Origin of the sequence: Nocardia sp. NPDC051321, from assembly GCF_044455225.1 — a bacterium.
GTDB lineage: Bacteria > Actinomycetota > Actinomycetes > Mycobacteriales > Mycobacteriaceae > Nocardia.
On record NZ_JBITEM010000012.1, the window covers coordinates 132,380 to 149,408 of the forward strand.

22 protein-coding genes are annotated in these 17,029 nt (G+C 67.3%); 19 read left to right on the top strand and 3 right to left on the bottom strand.

Going from position 1 to position 17,029, the window contains the following annotated elements; all coding sequences use genetic code 11:
* Positions 1-75: 75 nt before the first annotated feature.
* Positions 76-945, bottom strand: coding sequence for a sigma-70 family RNA polymerase sigma factor (locus ACIA8C_RS28405; protein WP_397139876.1), 870 nt, complete (start codon positions 943-945; stop codon positions 76-78).
* Between the two features lie 128 nt (positions 946-1,073).
* On the opposite strand from ACIA8C_RS28405, the gene ACIA8C_RS28410 reads away from it, so the two are divergent.
* Complete coding sequence (locus ACIA8C_RS28410) at positions 1,074-1,493, top strand: DoxX family protein (protein ID WP_397139878.1); 420 nt, start codon at positions 1,074-1,076, stop codon at positions 1,491-1,493.
* A 22-nt stretch (positions 1,494-1,515) separates the two neighbouring features.
* The gene (locus tag ACIA8C_RS28415) at positions 1,516-2,670 is read left to right on the top strand and encodes a serine hydrolase domain-containing protein (protein WP_397139880.1); all 1,155 of its coding nucleotides are present in this window, start codon (positions 1,516-1,518) and stop codon (positions 2,668-2,670) included.
* Here ACIA8C_RS28415 and ACIA8C_RS28420 read toward each other — a convergent pair.
* A complete protein-coding gene (locus ACIA8C_RS28420; RefSeq protein ID WP_397139882.1) occupies positions 2,667-3,101 on the bottom strand; it encodes a hypothetical protein in 435 nt (144 codons plus the stop codon). The genes ACIA8C_RS28415 and ACIA8C_RS28420 overlap by 4 nt on opposite strands.
* Before the next feature lie 75 nt (positions 3,102-3,176).
* On the opposite strand from ACIA8C_RS28420, the gene ACIA8C_RS28425 reads away from it, so the two are divergent.
* From ACIA8C_RS28425 to ACIA8C_RS28480, 12 genes are all read left to right on the top strand, one after another.
* Entirely contained in the window at positions 3,177-3,743 is a 567-nt protein-coding gene (locus ACIA8C_RS28425; protein WP_397139884.1) for an ArsR/SmtB family transcription factor, read from the top strand.
* A 160-nt stretch (positions 3,744-3,903) separates the two neighbouring features.
* Positions 3,904-4,245, top strand: coding sequence for a 50S ribosomal protein L19 (gene rplS / locus ACIA8C_RS28430; RefSeq protein WP_029893064.1), 342 nt, complete (start codon positions 3,904-3,906; stop codon positions 4,243-4,245).
* 77 nt (positions 4,246-4,322) lie between these two features.
* Positions 4,323-5,093 (top strand): signal peptidase I, encoded by a 771-nt coding sequence (gene lepB, locus ACIA8C_RS28435; RefSeq protein ID WP_397139886.1) that lies wholly within the window; start codon positions 4,323-4,325, stop codon positions 5,091-5,093.
* Positions 5,094-5,173: 80 nt separating this feature from the next.
* Positions 5,174-5,935 carry a signal peptidase I gene (gene lepB, locus ACIA8C_RS28440; RefSeq protein ID WP_397140282.1) on the top strand — a complete coding sequence of 254 codons (762 nt, stop codon included), beginning with the start codon at positions 5,174-5,176 and terminating at the stop codon, positions 5,933-5,935.
* Positions 5,936-6,014: 79 nt separating this feature from the next.
* Positions 6,015-6,770, top strand: a complete 756-nt coding sequence (locus ACIA8C_RS28445) for a ribonuclease HII (RefSeq protein WP_397140285.1) — start codon at positions 6,015-6,017, stop codon at positions 6,768-6,770.
* A 46-nt stretch (positions 6,771-6,816) separates the two neighbouring features.
* Entirely contained in the window at positions 6,817-7,122 is a 306-nt protein-coding gene (locus tag ACIA8C_RS28450) for a DUF2469 domain-containing protein (RefSeq protein ID WP_011210678.1), read from the top strand.
* A 145-nt stretch (positions 7,123-7,267) separates the two neighbouring features.
* Entirely contained in the window at positions 7,268-7,624 is a 357-nt protein-coding gene (locus ACIA8C_RS28455; RefSeq protein ID WP_397139888.1) for a YraN family protein, read from the top strand.
* Positions 7,624-9,132, top strand: a complete 1,509-nt coding sequence (locus ACIA8C_RS28460) for a YifB family Mg chelatase-like AAA ATPase (protein WP_397139890.1) — start codon at positions 7,624-7,626, stop codon at positions 9,130-9,132. Before ACIA8C_RS28455 ends, ACIA8C_RS28460 begins: the two co-directional genes overlap by 1 nt.
* Positions 9,133-9,245: 113 nt before the next feature.
* Entirely contained in the window at positions 9,246-10,382 is a 1,137-nt protein-coding gene (dprA, locus tag ACIA8C_RS28465; RefSeq protein ID WP_397140287.1) for a DNA-processing protein DprA, read from the top strand.
* 65 nt (positions 10,383-10,447) lie between these two features.
* A complete protein-coding gene (locus ACIA8C_RS28470) occupies positions 10,448-10,687 on the top strand; it encodes a ribbon-helix-helix protein, CopG family (RefSeq protein WP_397139892.1) in 240 nt (79 codons plus the stop codon).
* Positions 10,688-10,710: 23 nt separating this feature from the next.
* Positions 10,711-11,118: a PIN domain-containing protein gene (locus tag ACIA8C_RS28475; protein WP_397139894.1), complete on the top strand. Its 408-nt coding sequence runs from the start codon at positions 10,711-10,713 to the stop codon at positions 11,116-11,118.
* A gap of 48 nt (positions 11,119-11,166) precedes the next feature.
* Positions 11,167-12,090 carry a tyrosine recombinase XerC gene (locus ACIA8C_RS28480; protein ID WP_397139896.1) on the top strand — a complete coding sequence of 308 codons (924 nt, stop codon included), beginning with the start codon at positions 11,167-11,169 and terminating at the stop codon, positions 12,088-12,090.
* 254 nt (positions 12,091-12,344) lie between these two features.
* Here the strand turns inward: ACIA8C_RS28480 and ACIA8C_RS28485 are convergent, their stop codons facing one another.
* Positions 12,345-13,802, bottom strand: a complete 1,458-nt coding sequence (locus ACIA8C_RS28485) for an MFS transporter (protein ID WP_397139898.1) — start codon at positions 13,800-13,802, stop codon at positions 12,345-12,347.
* Positions 13,803-13,856: 54 nt separating this feature from the next.
* Here ACIA8C_RS28485 and ACIA8C_RS28490 point away from each other — a divergent pair, with 54 nt between their 5' ends.
* The 5 genes from ACIA8C_RS28490 to ACIA8C_RS28510 all read left to right on the top strand — a co-directional run bounded on the left by ACIA8C_RS28490 (position 13,857) and on the right by ACIA8C_RS28510 (position 16,929).
* Complete coding sequence (locus tag ACIA8C_RS28490) at positions 13,857-14,579, top strand: TetR/AcrR family transcriptional regulator (protein ID WP_397139900.1); 723 nt, start codon at positions 13,857-13,859, stop codon at positions 14,577-14,579.
* A gap of 130 nt (positions 14,580-14,709) precedes the next feature.
* Positions 14,710-15,441, top strand: a complete 732-nt coding sequence (locus tag ACIA8C_RS28495; protein WP_397139902.1) for an acetoacetate decarboxylase family protein — start codon at positions 14,710-14,712, stop codon at positions 15,439-15,441.
* A 149-nt stretch (positions 15,442-15,590) separates the two neighbouring features.
* Positions 15,591-16,262, top strand: coding sequence for a DUF3159 domain-containing protein (locus ACIA8C_RS28500; protein ID WP_397139904.1), 672 nt, complete (start codon positions 15,591-15,593; stop codon positions 16,260-16,262).
* On the top strand, positions 16,259-16,624 hold the full coding sequence (locus ACIA8C_RS28505) for a YidH family protein (RefSeq protein WP_397139906.1): 366 nt from the start codon (positions 16,259-16,261) through the stop codon (positions 16,622-16,624). Before ACIA8C_RS28500 ends, ACIA8C_RS28505 begins: the two co-directional genes overlap by 4 nt.
* Positions 16,621-16,929, top strand: coding sequence for a DUF202 domain-containing protein (locus ACIA8C_RS28510; protein ID WP_397139908.1), 309 nt, complete (start codon positions 16,621-16,623; stop codon positions 16,927-16,929). The genes ACIA8C_RS28505 and ACIA8C_RS28510 overlap by 4 nt, the downstream gene beginning before the upstream one ends.
* Positions 16,930-17,029: the final 100 nt, after the last annotated feature.

Genomic DNA, 17,029 nt, shown 5'->3' on the forward strand with positions numbered 1-17,029 from the left:
GGCCGCCGCGCAGGAATTCGTTGCCGCGCACGGAATCGCCGACTACTCCGTGCGCGGCGGGATGTGTTGTGCGCGTCAGCGAATGGGGAGAGGGAGGGCGGCGAGGCGGGCCGGGTCGGCGAGCAGGTCGATGGCGGTGATCTTGTCGTCGGCGACGCTGAAGGCGATGACCGACATCGGCGCGCCGTCGGCCGTACTCAGCAGGCCCGCAACACCATTGACCACGGCGTGCGCGACGTCGTAGCGGTTGGCGAACTGGTGGAAGGTGTCGAGTAGTCCGGCGACGGCGGACGCGCCCCGGATGATCTGGATGCCACCGGCGCCGGCGTCGGCACGCAACACCACGTCGGGGTCGAGCAGGGACAGCAGCGCATCGAAGCTGCCGTCGCGGGCGGCGGCGAGGAACGCGGCGACCGCGCGGCGCTGGCGGGGGAGGTCCGGGTCGAGCGGCGGGGCGCCGCCCTGGACGCGCCGACGGGCGCGGCTGGCCATCATCTTGGCCGCGCCGGGCGTCTTGCCGAGGATCGGCGCGATCTGATCGAACGGCAAGGCGAACATGTCATGGAGCACGAACGCGAGCCGTTCCCCTGGATTCAGCGAGTCGAGCACCACAAGCAGCGCGATGCCGACCGAGTCCGCGAGCATCGCCTGCTGTTCCGGATCGGTGCCGTCGTCGAGGCGGACCACCGGGTCGGGTAGCTGCTCCTCGAACGAGTCCTCCCGCCGCGCTCGGCGAGAGCGCAACACGTCCAGGCACACCCGGCTCACGGCGGTGGTCAGCCAGCCGCCGAGGTTGTCGATGCCGTCCTGATCGGTGCGGGCCAACCGCAGCCAGGACTCCTGCACCGCGTCCTCGGCCTCGGTCAGCGACCCGAGCATCCGGTAGGCCACCGCGACCAGATGCGCGCGGTGCGTCTCGAACCGGTCGGCCAGGTATTCGTCCACGTGGTCTCCTTCGCGTTGTCGTCCCACAGTGATGACGAAGCGCGGGCGCTCGGTGTGACACTCGAGGCTTGTTACCTCTTCGTCTCCGCATCCGTCAGAGCAGCAACAGCGACGGAAGGAACGAAATCATGAACACCGATACGAAGGACCTCGCACGGCGCGTTGCCTACCTGGGTGCCACCGGGGTCGTGCTCACCGAATCGGTGGTCGGCTCCTATTGGGACGTCGCCCGGGTTCCTTACGTCCGTGAGGTTTTCGATCGGCTCGAGTATCCGATGTATTTCGCGACGATGCTCGGTGTCGCCAAGGCCGCGGCGGTGGCTGCGATCGTGCTGCCCGGCCATCCGCGGGCCGAGGAATGGGCCTATGCCGGACTGACTTTCGTCTACGGCGGCGCGGCGGTGTCGCACATCGCGGCCGGTGACGAGCCGAAGGCGGCGATCGGGCCGTTGGTGTTCGCCGGGCTGAGCCTGGCGTCCTGGGGGTTGCGACCGCCGAGCGGCCGACGCAATCCACTGGCGTTGCTGCGCCGTTCAGCGGTGGCCTGAGACACCGAGAGAGGAGAAGACTATGAACGACGTACAGGGAACTGTCGCACCGGGATTCGAGGCGGTGCGTGCCGAATTCGCCGACGTGGTAGCCGAGGAGAACGGCGAATCCGGTGCGCAGCTGGCCGCTTTCGTGCACGGCAGGCCGGTGGTCGACCTCTGGGCCGGTCCGGAGGTGACCGGCGAAACACTGACCGGTCTGCTCTCCTCGACCAAGGGCGCCGCGACGCTGGTCGTTGCGCTGCTGGTGCAGGACGGAATGCTCGACCTCGATCGGCCGGTCGCCGCCTACTGGCCGGAGTTCGCCGAGGCGGGCAAGGTCACCATCACCTTGCGGCAGGTACTCACCAACAAATCCGGCGTGATCGGGGTCGACGGCGGTTTCCGCCTGGCCGAACTCGCCGACGATCAGCTCATCGCCGAACGCGTCGCCGGTCAACGGCCGTTCTTCCGGCCGGGTGTGGTGCAGGGTTATGGCGGATTCGTCACCTTCGCCATCCTCGGCGAGGTGGTTCGCCGCCTTATGGGCAGTTCGATCCAGGAGCTGTTCGAGGAACGCGTAAGAGCCCCCTACGATCTGGATCTCTATCTGGGATTGCCTGCGGCACTGGAGGATCGGTACCTGGCGATCCTGCCCTGGTCGGCGACGCCGGAGATGCGCGCCGCGTTCGAGGCGAATTCGCCTGGCCCGTACAGCATTCCGGGTATCTCCTACAACCTCAATGCCGCTGGGTTCACCCCCGACGATGTGCTTTCGCTGCCCAACAACGCTGATGTGCGAGCGAACGGTCCCGCCTCGATGGGCGGTGTGGGTAGCGCGCGCGGCCTGGCCACCATGTACGCCGCGGCAATCTCCGAAATCAACGGCCGGGCAGCGTTATTGAAGCCCGACATGCTCGCTTTGTTCACCACGATCCAGACCGCCGGTCACGACTTGGTCCGCGGCGACAACGCGCCCTACCTGGTCGGCTTCGAAGCCAAGGGGATGAACTACCCGTTCCTCGGCGCGAATGCCTTCGGCCACACCGGCGCCGCCGGTTCCGACGGCTTCGCCGACCCGCACAGCGGTCTGTCCTACGGCTACACCCGCCGGCGAGCTGCCTTCGGCTTCAACGCCGCGGAGAACGAGAGGCTGGCGGCAGTACTGCACCGCGCCACCCGAAAAGCGCAGGGCTAAGCAGCAATTCGCGGTACGCGCCGCGGCGCCTGCGTGCCGTCCGGTGACAACGCGACATGCATGCACGCGGCGATCAACGCGGTCTCGGCCACCGCGCAGAGCATCGCCTGCGCGAACGGGGCTCCGGGGTCGGCGGTGACCAGGTCGAACCACAGGTCGATCACCGCCGCACCGGCCACCGCCGACGCCACCAGTCGCGCTCGGGAGTCGTTGCGGCGCAACAACGCGGTGGTCAATCCACAACCGGCGGCCACAAACAGGTCCAAGCCGACCCACGCCGACGACCAGTTCCGCACGTGCGCGGTGTCCGGCAACGTATTCCAGAGGATCGCGGCCCACGGCACCAGAGCGACCGCGCTGGCGGCGATGAACACGTGTGCCTTGTCGCGGATGAATTGGGTTCGGGAAGGGGTCAGGGCTGTCATTCGCACGACGATCACGGTACGTCCGCAAAGGTCTCTTTGCAAACATTTCTTTGCAAAGGAACCTTTGCTATCCTTCGTCGCATGGCACCGCGCAGAAGCGACGACATGACCAGCGCCGAGCGCACCGCGCTGTACCGCACGCTCGCCCACCCACTGCGCGGCCGGATCCTCGATTACCTGGGCAAACATGGCGAAGCGAACTCGGCGACGCTGGCCGGGGTGCTCGGCGAGAGCACCGGATCCACCAGCTACCACCTGCGCAAGCTGGCCGAGCTCGGCCTGATCACCGAGATCGCGGAAAAGTCGGCCGGTCGGGAGCGCTGGTGGAAGTCGCTGCCATTCAGCCGCACCACGCCCGACCCGGCGAGCATGGAACCGGAGGAGTACGCGGCGGCCGAGCATCTGGGCCGACTGAAGTCGGGCCACGACATCGAGTTGTACCTGCGAGCCGTCCGGGAATGGGCGGGCCCCGATGGTTGGGCCCAGGTGCAGCGGCACGGAACGTATCTGACGAAAACCCAGGTCGGAGAGTTCATGTCGGAGTATCTGACGCTGCTCGAGCGATACACAGTCGACCGGGAGAACGCCCCCGAGGGGGCCGAGCAGATGCGTATCCGCCTGTTCGCGGTGCCCGAGGCACCAGCTTGATCCAGGGGCCGATTTTTCCCGCGACCCGCTGATCTGGCACAATACTCAGGTTGCCCTGGGAGAGTCTGCGCCCGGCGCACCCCCTAATCGGAGCATGAACCGGTCGAGCACGCGATGTGCCGCCAGGGTCCTCTGTTCGCGCGAACCCATAAGGATGGAAATGAACACCCTTGACTTCGTCGACGAGAAGTCGCTGCGCAGCGACGTCCCCGACTTCCGGCCGGGCGACACCCTCAATGTGCACGTAAAGGTCATCGAAGGCTCGAAGGAGCGCATCCAGGTCTTCAAGGGCGTCGTCATCCGACGCCAGGGCGGCGGCATCCGCGAGACCTTCACGGTCCGCAAGGTGTCGTTCGGTGTCGGCGTGGAGCGCACCTTCCCGGTGCACACCCCGAACATCGACCACATCGAGGTCGTCACCCGTGGTGACGTCCGCCGCGCCAAGCTGTACTACCTGCGCGATCTGCGCGGCAAGGCCGCCAAGATCAAGGAAAAGCGCTGACATAGCTTTCCGCGCGATAGAGCGTCTGGTAGCCCGGCCTCGGAACTCTGTTCCGGTGCCGGGCTACTGTTTTCGGTGTGACAGAGCACAGTGAGTCGTCGGCGGAGCCGGCTGACCAGGGGGCAGGGCGTCGCCGCGGGCGGCGCGGGAAGAAGCAGCGGCCGTTCTGGCAGGAGCTGCCGATCCTCGTCGTGATCGCGGCGGTGATCGCCGCGTTGCTGGTCAACTTTGTCGGGCGGCCGTACAAGATCCCGTCCGAGTCGATGGAAACCACGCTGCACGGCTGCGCCGGTTGCACCGGGGATCGCATCTACGTCGAGAAGCTGAGCTACTACTGGGGCGACCCGAAGCCTGGTGACGTCGTCGTGTTCGTCGGGCCGCCGTCGTGGAACGACACCTACAAGTCGACGCGTTCGAGCAACGCGGTTGTTCGCGGCGCGCAGAACTTCTTCTCCTTCTTCGGTGTGGTGCCGCCGGATGAGAACGATCTGGTGAAGCGGGTCATCGCGGTCGGTGGTCAGACCGTGCAGTGCTGTGACGCGCAAGGCCGAGTGCTGGTCGACGGCAAGCCGCTGGACGAGCCATACGCCACCTACACCATCCCGTACACACCCGGCCAGCCCTTCGGTGCCGGTGGCGGACGCGAGTTCGCGCCGGTCAAGGTGCCGGACGGGTTTTTGTGGGTGATGGGCGACAACCGCAACAACTCGCGGGATTCCCGCGCGCACGCCCGCGATGAACTCCACGGAACCGTCCCCGTCGGCAATGTTCGTGGCAAAGCGGTGTTCAAGATCTGGCCGCCGGGACGCATCGGACCGGTGCGTTCGCAGGATCCGCAATCGAAATAGTGTGACGCCGATCGCACGGCGTCGGACGAGTCTCAGGGTGCCGGGCTAATCTGTTCGGCGTGGCAGACGAAAGTGGATCGGTGTCGGTGTCCGATTCGGACGACGAGGGGGTGCGGTCGCGTCGAGGCAGGCGGCGGCGCGAGAAGAAGCAGCGGCCGTTCTGGCAGGAACTGCCGGTCCTCGTCGTGATCGCGGCGGTGATCGCCGCGCTGATGGTCACCTTCGTCGGGCGCCCGTACGTGATTCCGTCGCAGTCGATGGAAACCACGCTGCACGGCTGCGCCGGGTGCACCGGCGACCGCATCTACGTGCAGAAGCTGAGCTACTACTGGGGCGATCCAAAGCCGGGTGACGTGGTGGTGTTCGTTGGCCCGCCGTCGTGGAACACGCACTACCAGTCGATCCGCTCGGACAATGCCGCCATGCGCGGCGTGCAAAACTTCTTCTCTTTCTTCGGTCTGGTGCCGCCGGATGAGAACGACTTGGTGAAGCGGGTGATCGCGGTCGGCGGTCAGACCGTGCAGTGCTGTGACGCGCAAGGCCGAGTGCTGGTCGACGGCAAGCCGCTGGACGAGCCCTACGCGCGCTACCTCATGCCCTACGTCCCCGGTCAGCCGTACGGCCCCGGTGGCGGACGCGAGTTCAAGCCGGTCAAGGTGCCCGAGGGCAATCTGTGGGTGATGGGTGACAACCGCAACGAGTCCGCCGATTCACGCGCCCACATCACCGACGAACTGCAGGGCACCGTCCCCGTGGACAACGTCCGTGGCAAGGCCGTCTTCAAGATTTGGCCGCCGAACCGGATCGGCCCGGTCCGCTCGCAGAACGCCCAAGCGAACTGATCGTCAGCGGCCGCAGCATAATTGGACGGTGGGGCAGAGCCGAGTGGTACAGAGCAATGGGTGGCCGCCGCGCGTGGTGATGCGGAAGGCCGGTGGGTTACGCACGCTCGAAGCGGCGTTGATCCGCAGCGGGCTCGGCCCGGTCGCCGGCGTCGACGAGGCGGGCCGCGGACCGTGCGCTGGGCCGCTCGTGGTCGCGGCCTGCCTGCTCGCGCCCAAGGCCTATGACAAGCTGTCCGGGCTCGATGACTCCAAGAAGCTCACCGAGGCGGTCCGGGAAGAGCTGTATCCGGTCATCATCCGGCTGTCGCTGGCCTGGAACGTGGTGGTCATCCCGTCCTGGGAGATCGACTCGATCGGCATCCACGTCGCCAATATCGAGGGCATGCGCCGCGCGGTCGCCGGGCTCGGCCAGGCGCCGGGATACGTGCTGACCGACGGATTCCGGGTGCCCGGCATCCCCGCACCGTCGCTGCCGGTGATCGGCGGCGACGCGGCCGCGGCCTGCATCGCCGCCGCCAGCATCCTGGCCAAGGTCACCAGGGACCGGATGATGGTCGAGCTCGACGAGCGGTTCCCCGGCTACGGTTTCGCGACCCACAAGGGCTACAACACGCCCGACCACATCGCCGCCCTGCGTCGCCTCGGCCCCAGCGACGAACACCGCCGTTCCTGGCGCAATGTGCGCGAGCTCGCGGGCCTGCGGCCGGTCGCCGCGGTGGCCGACGAGGCCGACGCGGTGCTCGCGGGCGAGGTCGACCCGGCGATGTCCGATGAGTTCCCAGATCTGCGTCCGGATAGCCGAGTGGCTACCGGCGCTACCCATGCGCGATGATGTCAGCACACGACGCAGCGCGGCGAGAAGGAGGACGTCCCACCCGATGAGTGCCGAGGACCTCGAGAAGTACGAAACCGAGATGGAGCTCTCGCTGTACCGAGAGTACAAAGACATCGTCGGTCAGTTCTCGTACGTGGTGGAGACCGAGCGCCGCTTCTACCTGGCCAACTCCGTGGAGCTGCGCCCGCAAAACGCCGACGGTGAGGTGTATTTCGAGGTCAGGATGAGCGATGCCTGGGTCTGGGATATGTACCGCCCCGCCCGCTTCGTCAAGCACGTCCGGGTGATCACCTTCAAGGACGTCAACATCGAAGAGCTCGAAAAGCCCGACCTGCGCCTGCCGGAGTAGTCGCCTAGCACGGCCCACCGACAACTCGGCGTCCGCCGAGACCAACGCACCGCGAGTTGTGCACAGGGCATCGGCTATCAACAGGGCTGGTATTTGCCCAGGTCGGCGCCCGAAGCCGAAGCACGGCGCCCGGCACGCTGGCCGAGTGACAGACAGAAAAGCGCTCGGCGCGCACGGGGAAGAGCTGGCAGCACGATTCCTGCAGGCCGCGGGAATGGAGATCGTCAGCAGAAACTGGCGATGCAAATACGGTGAACTGGACCTGATCGTCCGGGATGCCGGCGCCACCGCGTTCGTGGAGGTGAAAACCAGGTCGGGGCTCGGCTTCGGGACACCGGCCGAGTCGGTCACCTTCACCAAGCAGCAACGCATCCGGCGACTCGCCCTGCTATGGCTGGCCGAGCAGGACGGTCCATGGCGGCACATCAGGTTCGACGTCGTTTCGGTGCTGCTGACCCGTGGGCACGAGCCGGTGATCGATCACCTCAAGGCGGTGTTCTGATGGCACTCGGCCGGGCCCACTCGGTCGCGGTGACCGGCGTCGACGGCCTATTGGTCGAGATCGAGGCCGATATCGGGCAGGGTCTGCCGTCGGTGCACCTGGTGGGATTGCCGGATACGGCGCTGCAGGAATCGCGGGACCGGGTGCGGTCGGCGGTGGCGAACTCGGGGGAGAAGTGGCCGGACGGCCGGGTGATTCTGGCGCTCTCGCCCGCGACGCTGCCGAAGCTCGGCAGTGTTTATGACCTCGCCCTGGCCATCGCGGTGCTCGACGCGTCAGGCGCGGTGCCGTCGGAGCGACTCGCGAAGACGGTGCTGCTCGGTGAACTCGCGTTGGATGGCCGCGTCCGGCGGGTACGCGGCATTCTGCCCGCGGTGATCGCGGCCCGCAATGCGGGGTGGTCCGCCGTCGTGGTGCCGGAGGAGTCGCTGGCCGAAGCCGGATTGGTCGACGGGGTCGAGGTTTTCGGGGCGCCGAGCCTGCGCACGGTGGTGTCCTGGTTGCGGGGTGAAGGCATGCTGCTCGAGCCAAGCGGGCAGCTGCCGGAGCCGGTGCGTTCCGGCGGTGATCTGAGCGAGGTGGTCGGACAGGACGAAGCCCGCTGGGCGCTGGAGGTTGCCGCGGCGGGCGGCCACCATCTGTTGCTCACCGGCCCGCCCGGCATCGGGAAAACGATGTTGGCGCAACGGCTTCCCGGCCTGTTGCCACCGCTGTCGGAGTCCGAGTCGCTGGAGGTCACCGCCATCCACTCGATGGCGGGGGCGTTGTCCGGCGATCATCCGCTCATCACGATGCCGCCGTTCGTCGCACCGCACCATTCGACCTCGGTGACCGCGATGGTCGGCGGCGGTTCGGGCACCGCACGACCGGGGGCGGTGAGCCGAGCGCATCGCGGCGTGCTGTTCCTCGACGAGTGCGCCGAGATCGGTACCAAGGTGCTGGAGGCGATGCGAACCCCATTGGAAGAGGGCGAAGTTCGCATCGCCCGTCGCGATGGCGTCGCCCGGTATCCGGCGCGATTCCAGCTGGTGCTGGCGGCCAACCCCTGCCCGTGCGCCCCCGCGCGGGACGTCGACTGCATCTGTGCGCCGCTCGCCCGGCGCCGCTACCTCGGGAAACTGTCCGGGCCGCTGATGGATCGCATCGACATCTGGGTGCAGATGCGCGGTCAGTCCGGTGCCGCGTTCAGCACCGAGGAGGCCGAAAGCAGTGTGGTGGTGCGGGCGCGGGTCGCGGCGGCGCGGCAGGCGGCGGTGCGGCGCTGGCGGGAGCACGGCTGGCTGACCAATGCCGAAGTGCCCGGCCACATTCTGCGCCAGCAATTCCGGCTGCCGCGCGAGGCGATCGCGCCGGTCGAGACGGCACTGCGGCTCGGACGGATGTCTGCTCGTGGTGCCGATCGCGCGATTCGAGTCGCCTGGACGGTCAGTGACCTGCGTGGGGCGGAGCTGCCGACCGCTCAGGATGTGCTGGCGGCGTTGAACTTTCGTCAGCGGGGCGCGCAGTGAATGCGGTGGGCGCAAGCGGCGGATCGGTGCTGTGTCAGAGCGGCATCGACCTTGCGGTGGGTGCCGCCGGTAGCGGCTGCGCACCCGTCGATATCGACGCCTACGAGCGGCGATTGGCGTGGGTGTATCTGTCCCGGGTGGTAGCGGGGCCGTGTGCGCCGCTTTCCGCCTTGATCGAGTCGGTGGGCGTGGTCGAGGCCGCGCGTGCCGTGCGCGAATGTGCGCTACCGCAGTCGTTGCGTGGACCGACCGAGCAGCGGCGCGAATCGGATTCGGCCGCACGGGATCTCGACGTGATGGAACGGATCGGCGGGCGCGTCGTGACCCCCGACGATCCGGAGTGGCCGTCGTGGCGACTGCTCGGCCTCGCTCAACTCGACCCGAGTCGTGACCGGGACTGTGCGGTGCCACTGGTGCTCTGGGTGCGCGGTCCGAGGTCGTTGCTGGAATCGAGCGACCGGGCGCTGGCGGTCGTCGGCGCGCGATGCAGCAGCGGGTACGGGAACCAGGTCACCGGCGAGATCGCGGGTGACCTCGCCGCCCAAGGCTGGACGATCGTGTCCGGAGCGGCCTTCGGGATCGACGGCATGGCGCATCGCGCGGCGCTGGCCGTCGGCGGCGCCACCATCGCGGTGCTGGCCTGCGGCGTCGACCGTCCCTATCCGGCACAGCACGATCGGCTGCTGGCGCAGATCGCCGAGACCGGGCTGGTGGTCAGCGAATACCCGCCGGGAACCACCGCGCACAAACATCAGTTCCTGGCCCGCAATCGGCTCGTCGCCGCCCTGGCCGACGGCGTGCTCGTCGTCGAGGCGGGACTGCGCAGCGGAGCGCGCAACACGGTGAAATGGTCGCGGCGCCTTGGTCGTCCGGCATTGGCGATCCCCGGCCCGGTCACCTCGGCCGCCTCCGTCGGCTGCCATCGGATGATCCGCGACGGCGAAGCCGTCCTCGTCACCCGCGCCGAAGAGGTGATCGACGAAGCGGGCCCGCTCCGTTTGTCGCTGCCAGGATCCGCGGGCCCGATCGCCGGCCCCGAGGATGCGCTGTCCGGCGACGAAGCCCTGGTCTTTGCCGCACTTCCGAAGATCGGTTCTCGCTTGCCCCGCGAACTGGCCCAACAGTCCGGTCTGTCGCTGCCCGCCGTTCGTGCGGCACTACCCGCCCTCGAACTCGCCGAGTTGGTCGGCCTGAGCGAGGGCGGTTGGTACCGAAAGCGAACCGGCAGCCGCGCCCCAGAGGGCAAGTGACCCAGTGCAATCCGCCCAAGAAACGAAAGCTGGCCAAAATGTATGGTGCTGGTACCATAACCTCCATGCTGAAAAAGACGACGGTGATGGTCGACGAAGAGGACCTGGCCCTCATCAAGGCGGCTGCCCTGCGGGAGGGCAGGCCCGAGTCCGAGATTTTCCGCGAGGCATTCCACATCGCCGCACTGCGTACAAAGCGCTGGGACACCGAGTGGGACATCCCGAAAATCAATTCCGGCAGGTCGCGGACCTCCGAGGAAATGCGGCAGGTCGTGCACGAGGAGATCGTCCGGCGGAACAGTTGATCGTCATCGGCGATACTTGCGCCTTGGTCGCCGCTTTCGACACCGCTCATTCGGAACACGAGAGTGTTCGCGCCGCATTGGCCGCGGCGTCGCTGACGGTTGTCTGCTCGCTGGTGCTGCTCGAGATCGAACACACCGTGACCCGAGACTTCGACCGGCAGACGGTGGGCGTGCTCAACGACTGGTTGCTCGCCCAGGAACCGCTCGGCCGAGTCGCCGTACCGGCGTTGCCGAGCGACCACTTGCGCAAGGCGCGCAGGGTGCAGGACCGGTACGCCGATCTGCGACTCGACCTCACCGACGCGGTAAACGTCGTGTTGGCAGCCGAATACGAGACCGACGTGATCCTGACCCTGGACCGCAAGGATTTTCGCGCGATCCGGCCACTGACCGGCGAGCAGGCCTTCCGGGTGCTGCCCGACGACCTGTGACCGGCGCGGTGGCTTGCCAACGGAGACGACAGTCAGGACGGTGGTGAGATGGAAGAACTGCCCGAGGACTTGGCAGCGCTGCTGACCGAGTACAGCAGGCACCTGCGGCTCGGCCGGAACCGGTCGGCGCACACGGTGCGCGCCTACCTCGGCGACGCGCGTTCGCTGCTGGCGCACCTGTATGCCAAGTCGGCGGATTCCGCGGTGCGCGAACTGGATCTGATGCTGATGCGTTCCTGGCTGGCCCAGCAGGCCCAGGCGGGGGTGGCGCGGACCACGATGGCGCGGCGGGCTTCCTCGGCCCGCACCTTCACCGCGTGGCTCACCCAGACCGGACGGTTGACCGTCGATCCCGGACTGCGGCTCGGTTCCCCCAAGGCGCACCGGGTGCTCCCCGCCGTGCTCGGCCGCCAGCAGGCGATCGGCGCCATGGACGCCGCGGAATCCGGTGCCGCACAGCATGATCCGATGGCATTGCGGGACCGGCTGATCGTGGAGTTGTTGTACTCCACCGGAATTCGGGTCAGCGAGTTATGTGGCCTCGACATCGACGACGTCGACCGGGAGCGCCGAGTGGTGCGGGTGCTCGGCAAGGGCAACAAGGAACGCTCGGCCCCCTTCGGCATCCCCGCCGACGACGCGATCGGCAACTGGCTCCAGCACGGCCGGGCCGCCTTCGCCACGGCGGAGTCCGGCCGCGCTCTCCTTCTCGGCCGCCGCGGCAAACGCCTCGACCAGCGTCAAGCCAGAACCGTTGTGCACGAAGTAGTCTCATCCATTCCCGGCGCCCCCGATATGGGCCCGCACGGCCTACGGCACACCGCAGCCACCCACCTCCTCGAGGGCGGCGCCGACCTCCGTGTCGTCCAAGAACTCCTGGGCCACGCCAGCATGGCCACCACTCAGCTCTACACCCACGTCTCCATCGAACGCCTCAAAAAGGTGCACGACCAGGCCCACCCCCGCGCCTGACACGGCGAACCGGCTGCCGCACATCGGTTTCGCTTGGCGGGCTCGCTCTCCGCCGCTTGCGACCGAGCTGAGCCCGGGCCTTCGGATGTGACCAGTCGGCAGGTCAGGTTTCGTTTCGTCGCTGTCGCGCTATCAAAGCGACTGGACGCTGCCGCGGACTAGCCGCAGGTGACTGGCGCGTCAATCCGGTTGCCGTGCGGTGGAGTACGTGCCGCACCGCCGCCCCACGTACCGCGTGGTGGGGCGGCGGCGATTTACCCGACCTCGACCGCGGACTTCTGTGGCTCGGCCGGTGCGCGCCGGGCGCGGAGCAGAGCGACGCCGAGGAGTGCGGCGGCGACGCAGAAGCCTGCGCTGATCCAGGAACCCGTCGCCATGGCGGTGGTGAAGGCGGCCTTGGCGGGCTCGGCAAAGCCGAGTTGGAATGCGGCACCGATGGATTCGCGGGCCGCCTCGGGGACATCGGCCGGCATGTTCTCGGTGAACACCCCGGCGAGCACGCTGCCGAGGATGGCGATGCTGATCGCCATACCGACCTGCTGCAATGTGTCGTTCATGGCCGAGCCGACGCCCGCGTGTTCCAGCGGAATGGCGCTCATGATCGCGGCGTAAGCGGCCGGGCCGGCCAAGCCGCCGCCGATGCCCATGACCAGCATGCTGACCAGGATCGACACATATCCCGTGCTGACGGCGAGGATCGCGAAGGCCCCACCCATGACCAGCAGCCCTGCCACGATGAGCGTCTTGTTGCTGAGCTTCTTGCCCAACGTCGCGCCGAGACCATTGCACACGGCGGCGGCCACGGCGTAGGGCAGCAGCGCGAGTCCGGCCTTCATCGGCCCGTAGCCGAGCACGAACTGCAGGTACTGGGTGAGCATCAGCATCACCGCACCCATGCCGAACACCATCAGCAACAGCGTGAGCGCGGTGCCGGTGAAGTCCCGATTGCGGAACACCGCCAGCGGCAGCATCGGATGCTCGGACCGACTCTCCCACACCACGAATCCGATCGCGCTCAGCACCGCCAGCGCGATCATGCCGAGGTTCCATTCGCGTTCGATGATCACGTAGACCGTCGAGACGAGCGCGACGATGGACAGCAGCACACCGATCAGGTCGACCGATCGCTGCTCACCCTTGGTCTCGGGCATCAGCACCAGCGCCGCGACGATGGCAAGGGCCGCGACCGGGATATTGAGCAGGAACACCGAGCCCCACCAATAGTGCTGCAGCAGCACACCACCCAACGTAGGCCCGGCGACGATGCCGACCATCGAGACGGTCGACCACGCGGCCATCGCCTTGCGCCGCTCGTCCTCGGCGAAGGTGGTCATCAGGATGGACAGGGTCGACGGCATCAGCAGTGAACCGCCGACACCCATCAACACTCGCGCGGCGACGACCTGCCACGGCTCGGTGGCCAGCACCGCGACCAGCGACGCCACGCCGAACACGGCCAGGCCGTAGATCAGCATCCGGCGCCTGCCGAACCTGTCGGACAGGCTGCCCGAGGTGAGTAGCAGTCCGGCGAAGACCAGCACGTAGGCGTCCAGGATCCATTGCACGTCCGACGGCGTGGCCCCCAGCTCGCGAATCAGCGACGGGATAGCGAGGTTGAGCACGGTGCCGTCGAGCATCAGCACCAGCAAGGACAGGCAAAGGACCCCGAGTATCCACCAGCGGCGGGGGTCTCGTACAACGTTCGATTCCACTCGCACACCGTACGATAAACACGAACAGTGTGCGAATGAATATAGGATTGGCCGGTGACCAAGCAGTTCGATTCGGTATGGCTCCGCGAACCGCGACAGCCGAAGGCGTCAGGCTTACGCCTGGACCACATCATCGGCGCCGCCGTCGAGATCCTCGATGCCGAGGGTCTCGAGTCGTTGAGCATGCGCAAGATCGGCGCCAAACTCGACGCGGGCGCCACCAGCCTCTACTGGTACGTCGCGAACAAGGACGAATTGCTGGAATGTGTCCTCGATGAGTTCTGGGGCATGGTGGAGGTCCCGGAGTCGGACGAGACGTCATGGCGGGCAGTACTGACGGCGTTCGCCTATAACTTCCGGGACACGCTGCGCGCGCACACCTGGGCGGCCTCGCTGATCGGTCAACTGCCCAGCATGGGGCCGAATGCGTTGCGGCTCACCGATCGGCTGCGTCGCGCGTACATCCGCGCGGGCTTCCGTGGCGTCGACACCTATCTCGCCAGCGGCACGGTGATGTCCTATGTGCTCGGGGTGGTGACGCCGGAGATCGCGTGGGCCAAAACGTACGGCACCGTCGATATCAACCGCGATGTCATTGTGCAGATGATGGAGCAGGTGACCGGCGACTATCCCGAGATGATGGCGGATTATCGGAAGGAAACGCCGATCGATCCCGGTGCCGCGCGAGCGATGGCGTTCGATTTCGGATTGCTGTGCTTGCTGGATGGTTTGGAGCATCGGTTGCCCGGGGGATCCGGGGAGCGACCCGAGGGGTAGGGCGCATTCGCCGTATCCGATGCCGGGTGGGTTGCTAACCTGAAACGTGTTCTAGTTTTCCGGGCCGGCCGGTCTGGAGATGCGGTGTACCTCCACGGTTCCCGGCGTGGGTGCACAGGAAGGCGTTCGCATGAGCACCCACACCGTTTTGGGTCAGGAAGTTCGCATGCCGGTTCGTATTCGGCTCGCGCGCGCGTTCATGGCGAGCTACCTGGTCCCCGCCGACGCCGCCCAGCGGCTGATCGACTATTCCGGACTACGGGTGCTACGCCTGCCGGGCGGTCGCGCGATGTGTTCGCTGGTGTTCGTCGACTATGTCGACGGTGACCTCGGCCCGTACAACGAGTTCGGCGTTTCCTTCATGGTCCGGCACCACACCGCCGATCCCGCCGCCCGGTTCGGCGACGTCCGTGCATTGGCGACGAACCAAGCCGGCGTCCTCATCCATCGACTGCCGGTCGACGGCGACTTCACCCTCGCGGCCGGTCGCGGAATCTGGGGATTCCCCAAGGAGCTCGCCGATTTCAGCGTTCGCCACGACGCGGGCGTGCGCCACGGTGTGTTGCGTCAGGACAACGAACTCGTCGTCGATCTGACTGTTCGCCAGGGCATTCCTACCCCGCAACGGCGAAACACCGCGTCCTCGTTCGATGCCTACTCACACATCGATGGCGTCACCCGTTGCACACCGTGGCGGATGGAACCGTCCGGCATGCGCGCTCGCCCAGGCGGGGCCACGCTCGCCCTCGGCGACCACCCGATCGCCGACGAACTGAGGTCGCTGCGCCTGCCTCGACGCGCCGTCATGACCTCGACCATTTCCCATCTGGCGATGACCTTCGAGGACGCCGCCATCGTGTAGTTACGGCGGCAACCAGGGGGAACCGCTCATCGAGTAACCGCATGATCACGGCCTGCGCGGTTCGTGGACGCACCAGGGACGGCCGGTTAGGGTGACGTAGCGGATTGTTTGCTCGCAACACGATGCCGACCTGTGTGGGAGAGGTGCCCGTGAATTCCGACGACCGTCGCCAGGCGCTGGACCCCGGTGATGGCCCAGCGGAATCACGCGGCGTGGTGGCGGAGATGTGGGGCAAGTTCCGGGCGATGCACGGCCCGCAGCACCTCCTCGACGGGGCGGCCCCGGCCATCGGGTTCCTGATCGGCTATTCCGTGGCCGGTGCAGAGGTCGGTGTTTTCGTCGCGATCCTGATCGCCGTGGTGTTGGGTGCGGTGCGTCTGATGCGCGGCGACTCGGTGCGGGTGGTGGCGGTCGCGGTGCTGGTGATCCTGGTGTTCTCGCTATTCGTCGAGATCACCGGCGAGGGGCGCGGTTTCTATCTGCCGGAAGTAGCGTTGAGTGTCGTGATGACCGTGCTGTTCGGCGCGACGTTGCTCACCGGCCAGCCGCTGAGCTATACCGTGACCCGCAAGATCCGGCTCGAACCGGCCGAGCCCAAAGACCGCGCGGCCCGCGTGCGGCTGCATCGCCGAGTCACCCTCGCCTGGTTCGTCTTCTGGGCGGTGCACGTGGCGGTGATGGTGCCGCTCTACCTGGCCGACAAAGTCGTTCTCCTCGGCTCCTTCGCCCTCGTTTTCGGCAAGCCCGCGCTGGTCGTGATGCTCGCGCTGACCTGGCTGTGGGTGCGCGACAGGTCCACGGCCGGGACCGGGGCGGCATGACACTGCCCAGCCCCGACGCCGAGTCGGAGGACGGGGAAGAAGAGGTCGACTACCGGTTCACGCTGGCCAACGAGCGCACGTTCTTGGCGTGGATGCGCACCGCGCTCGGCCTGCTCGCCGGTGGTGTCGCGGTGCACACGTTGGTGCAGCCGTTCCGGATGGGCGGCGCGCGGCATGCGATCTCTTTGAGCTGCCTGGTGCTCGCGGTGGTCATTGCCGTTGGCGCCTACGCGCATTGGCGGCGGGTGGGTGTCGCGATGCGGCTCGGGCGTCCGCTGCCCGACACCGTGCTGGTGCCGATCCTGTCCGCGGGCATCGCCGTCGTTTCGGTGCTCGCGGGTATCGCGGTGTTGCTGCGATGAGCCGCGCCGGACTTGCCGCGGAACGCACCGCCCTGGCCTGGCGGCGGACGGCGGTGGCCTCGATGATCACCGGCGCGCTGTTCCTGAACCATGCCGTGATCAACGGGTGGCGTCCCGCGTTGATCGCGCCGATCGGCGCGGCGGTCGCCATGGCCGCGCTGGCGGGCCTGAGTTATCTGCGCAACCGCAGCTTGCGCGAGGGCAGGCACAGTCGCGGCGGTTGGGTCGTCGCCACGGCCAGCGCAACAGTGGTAGCGGTTGCAGTCCTCGCGTTCGTTATCGAGTTCACCGACCCGTTGCCCTAGATATCCACCGGCACAGCAACTGTGCACCGACTCCCAGGAGGATGACATGAGCGAACGAAGCGAGCGAATCGTGTGCCGGTGCGCGTCGCGCATGCCGGAG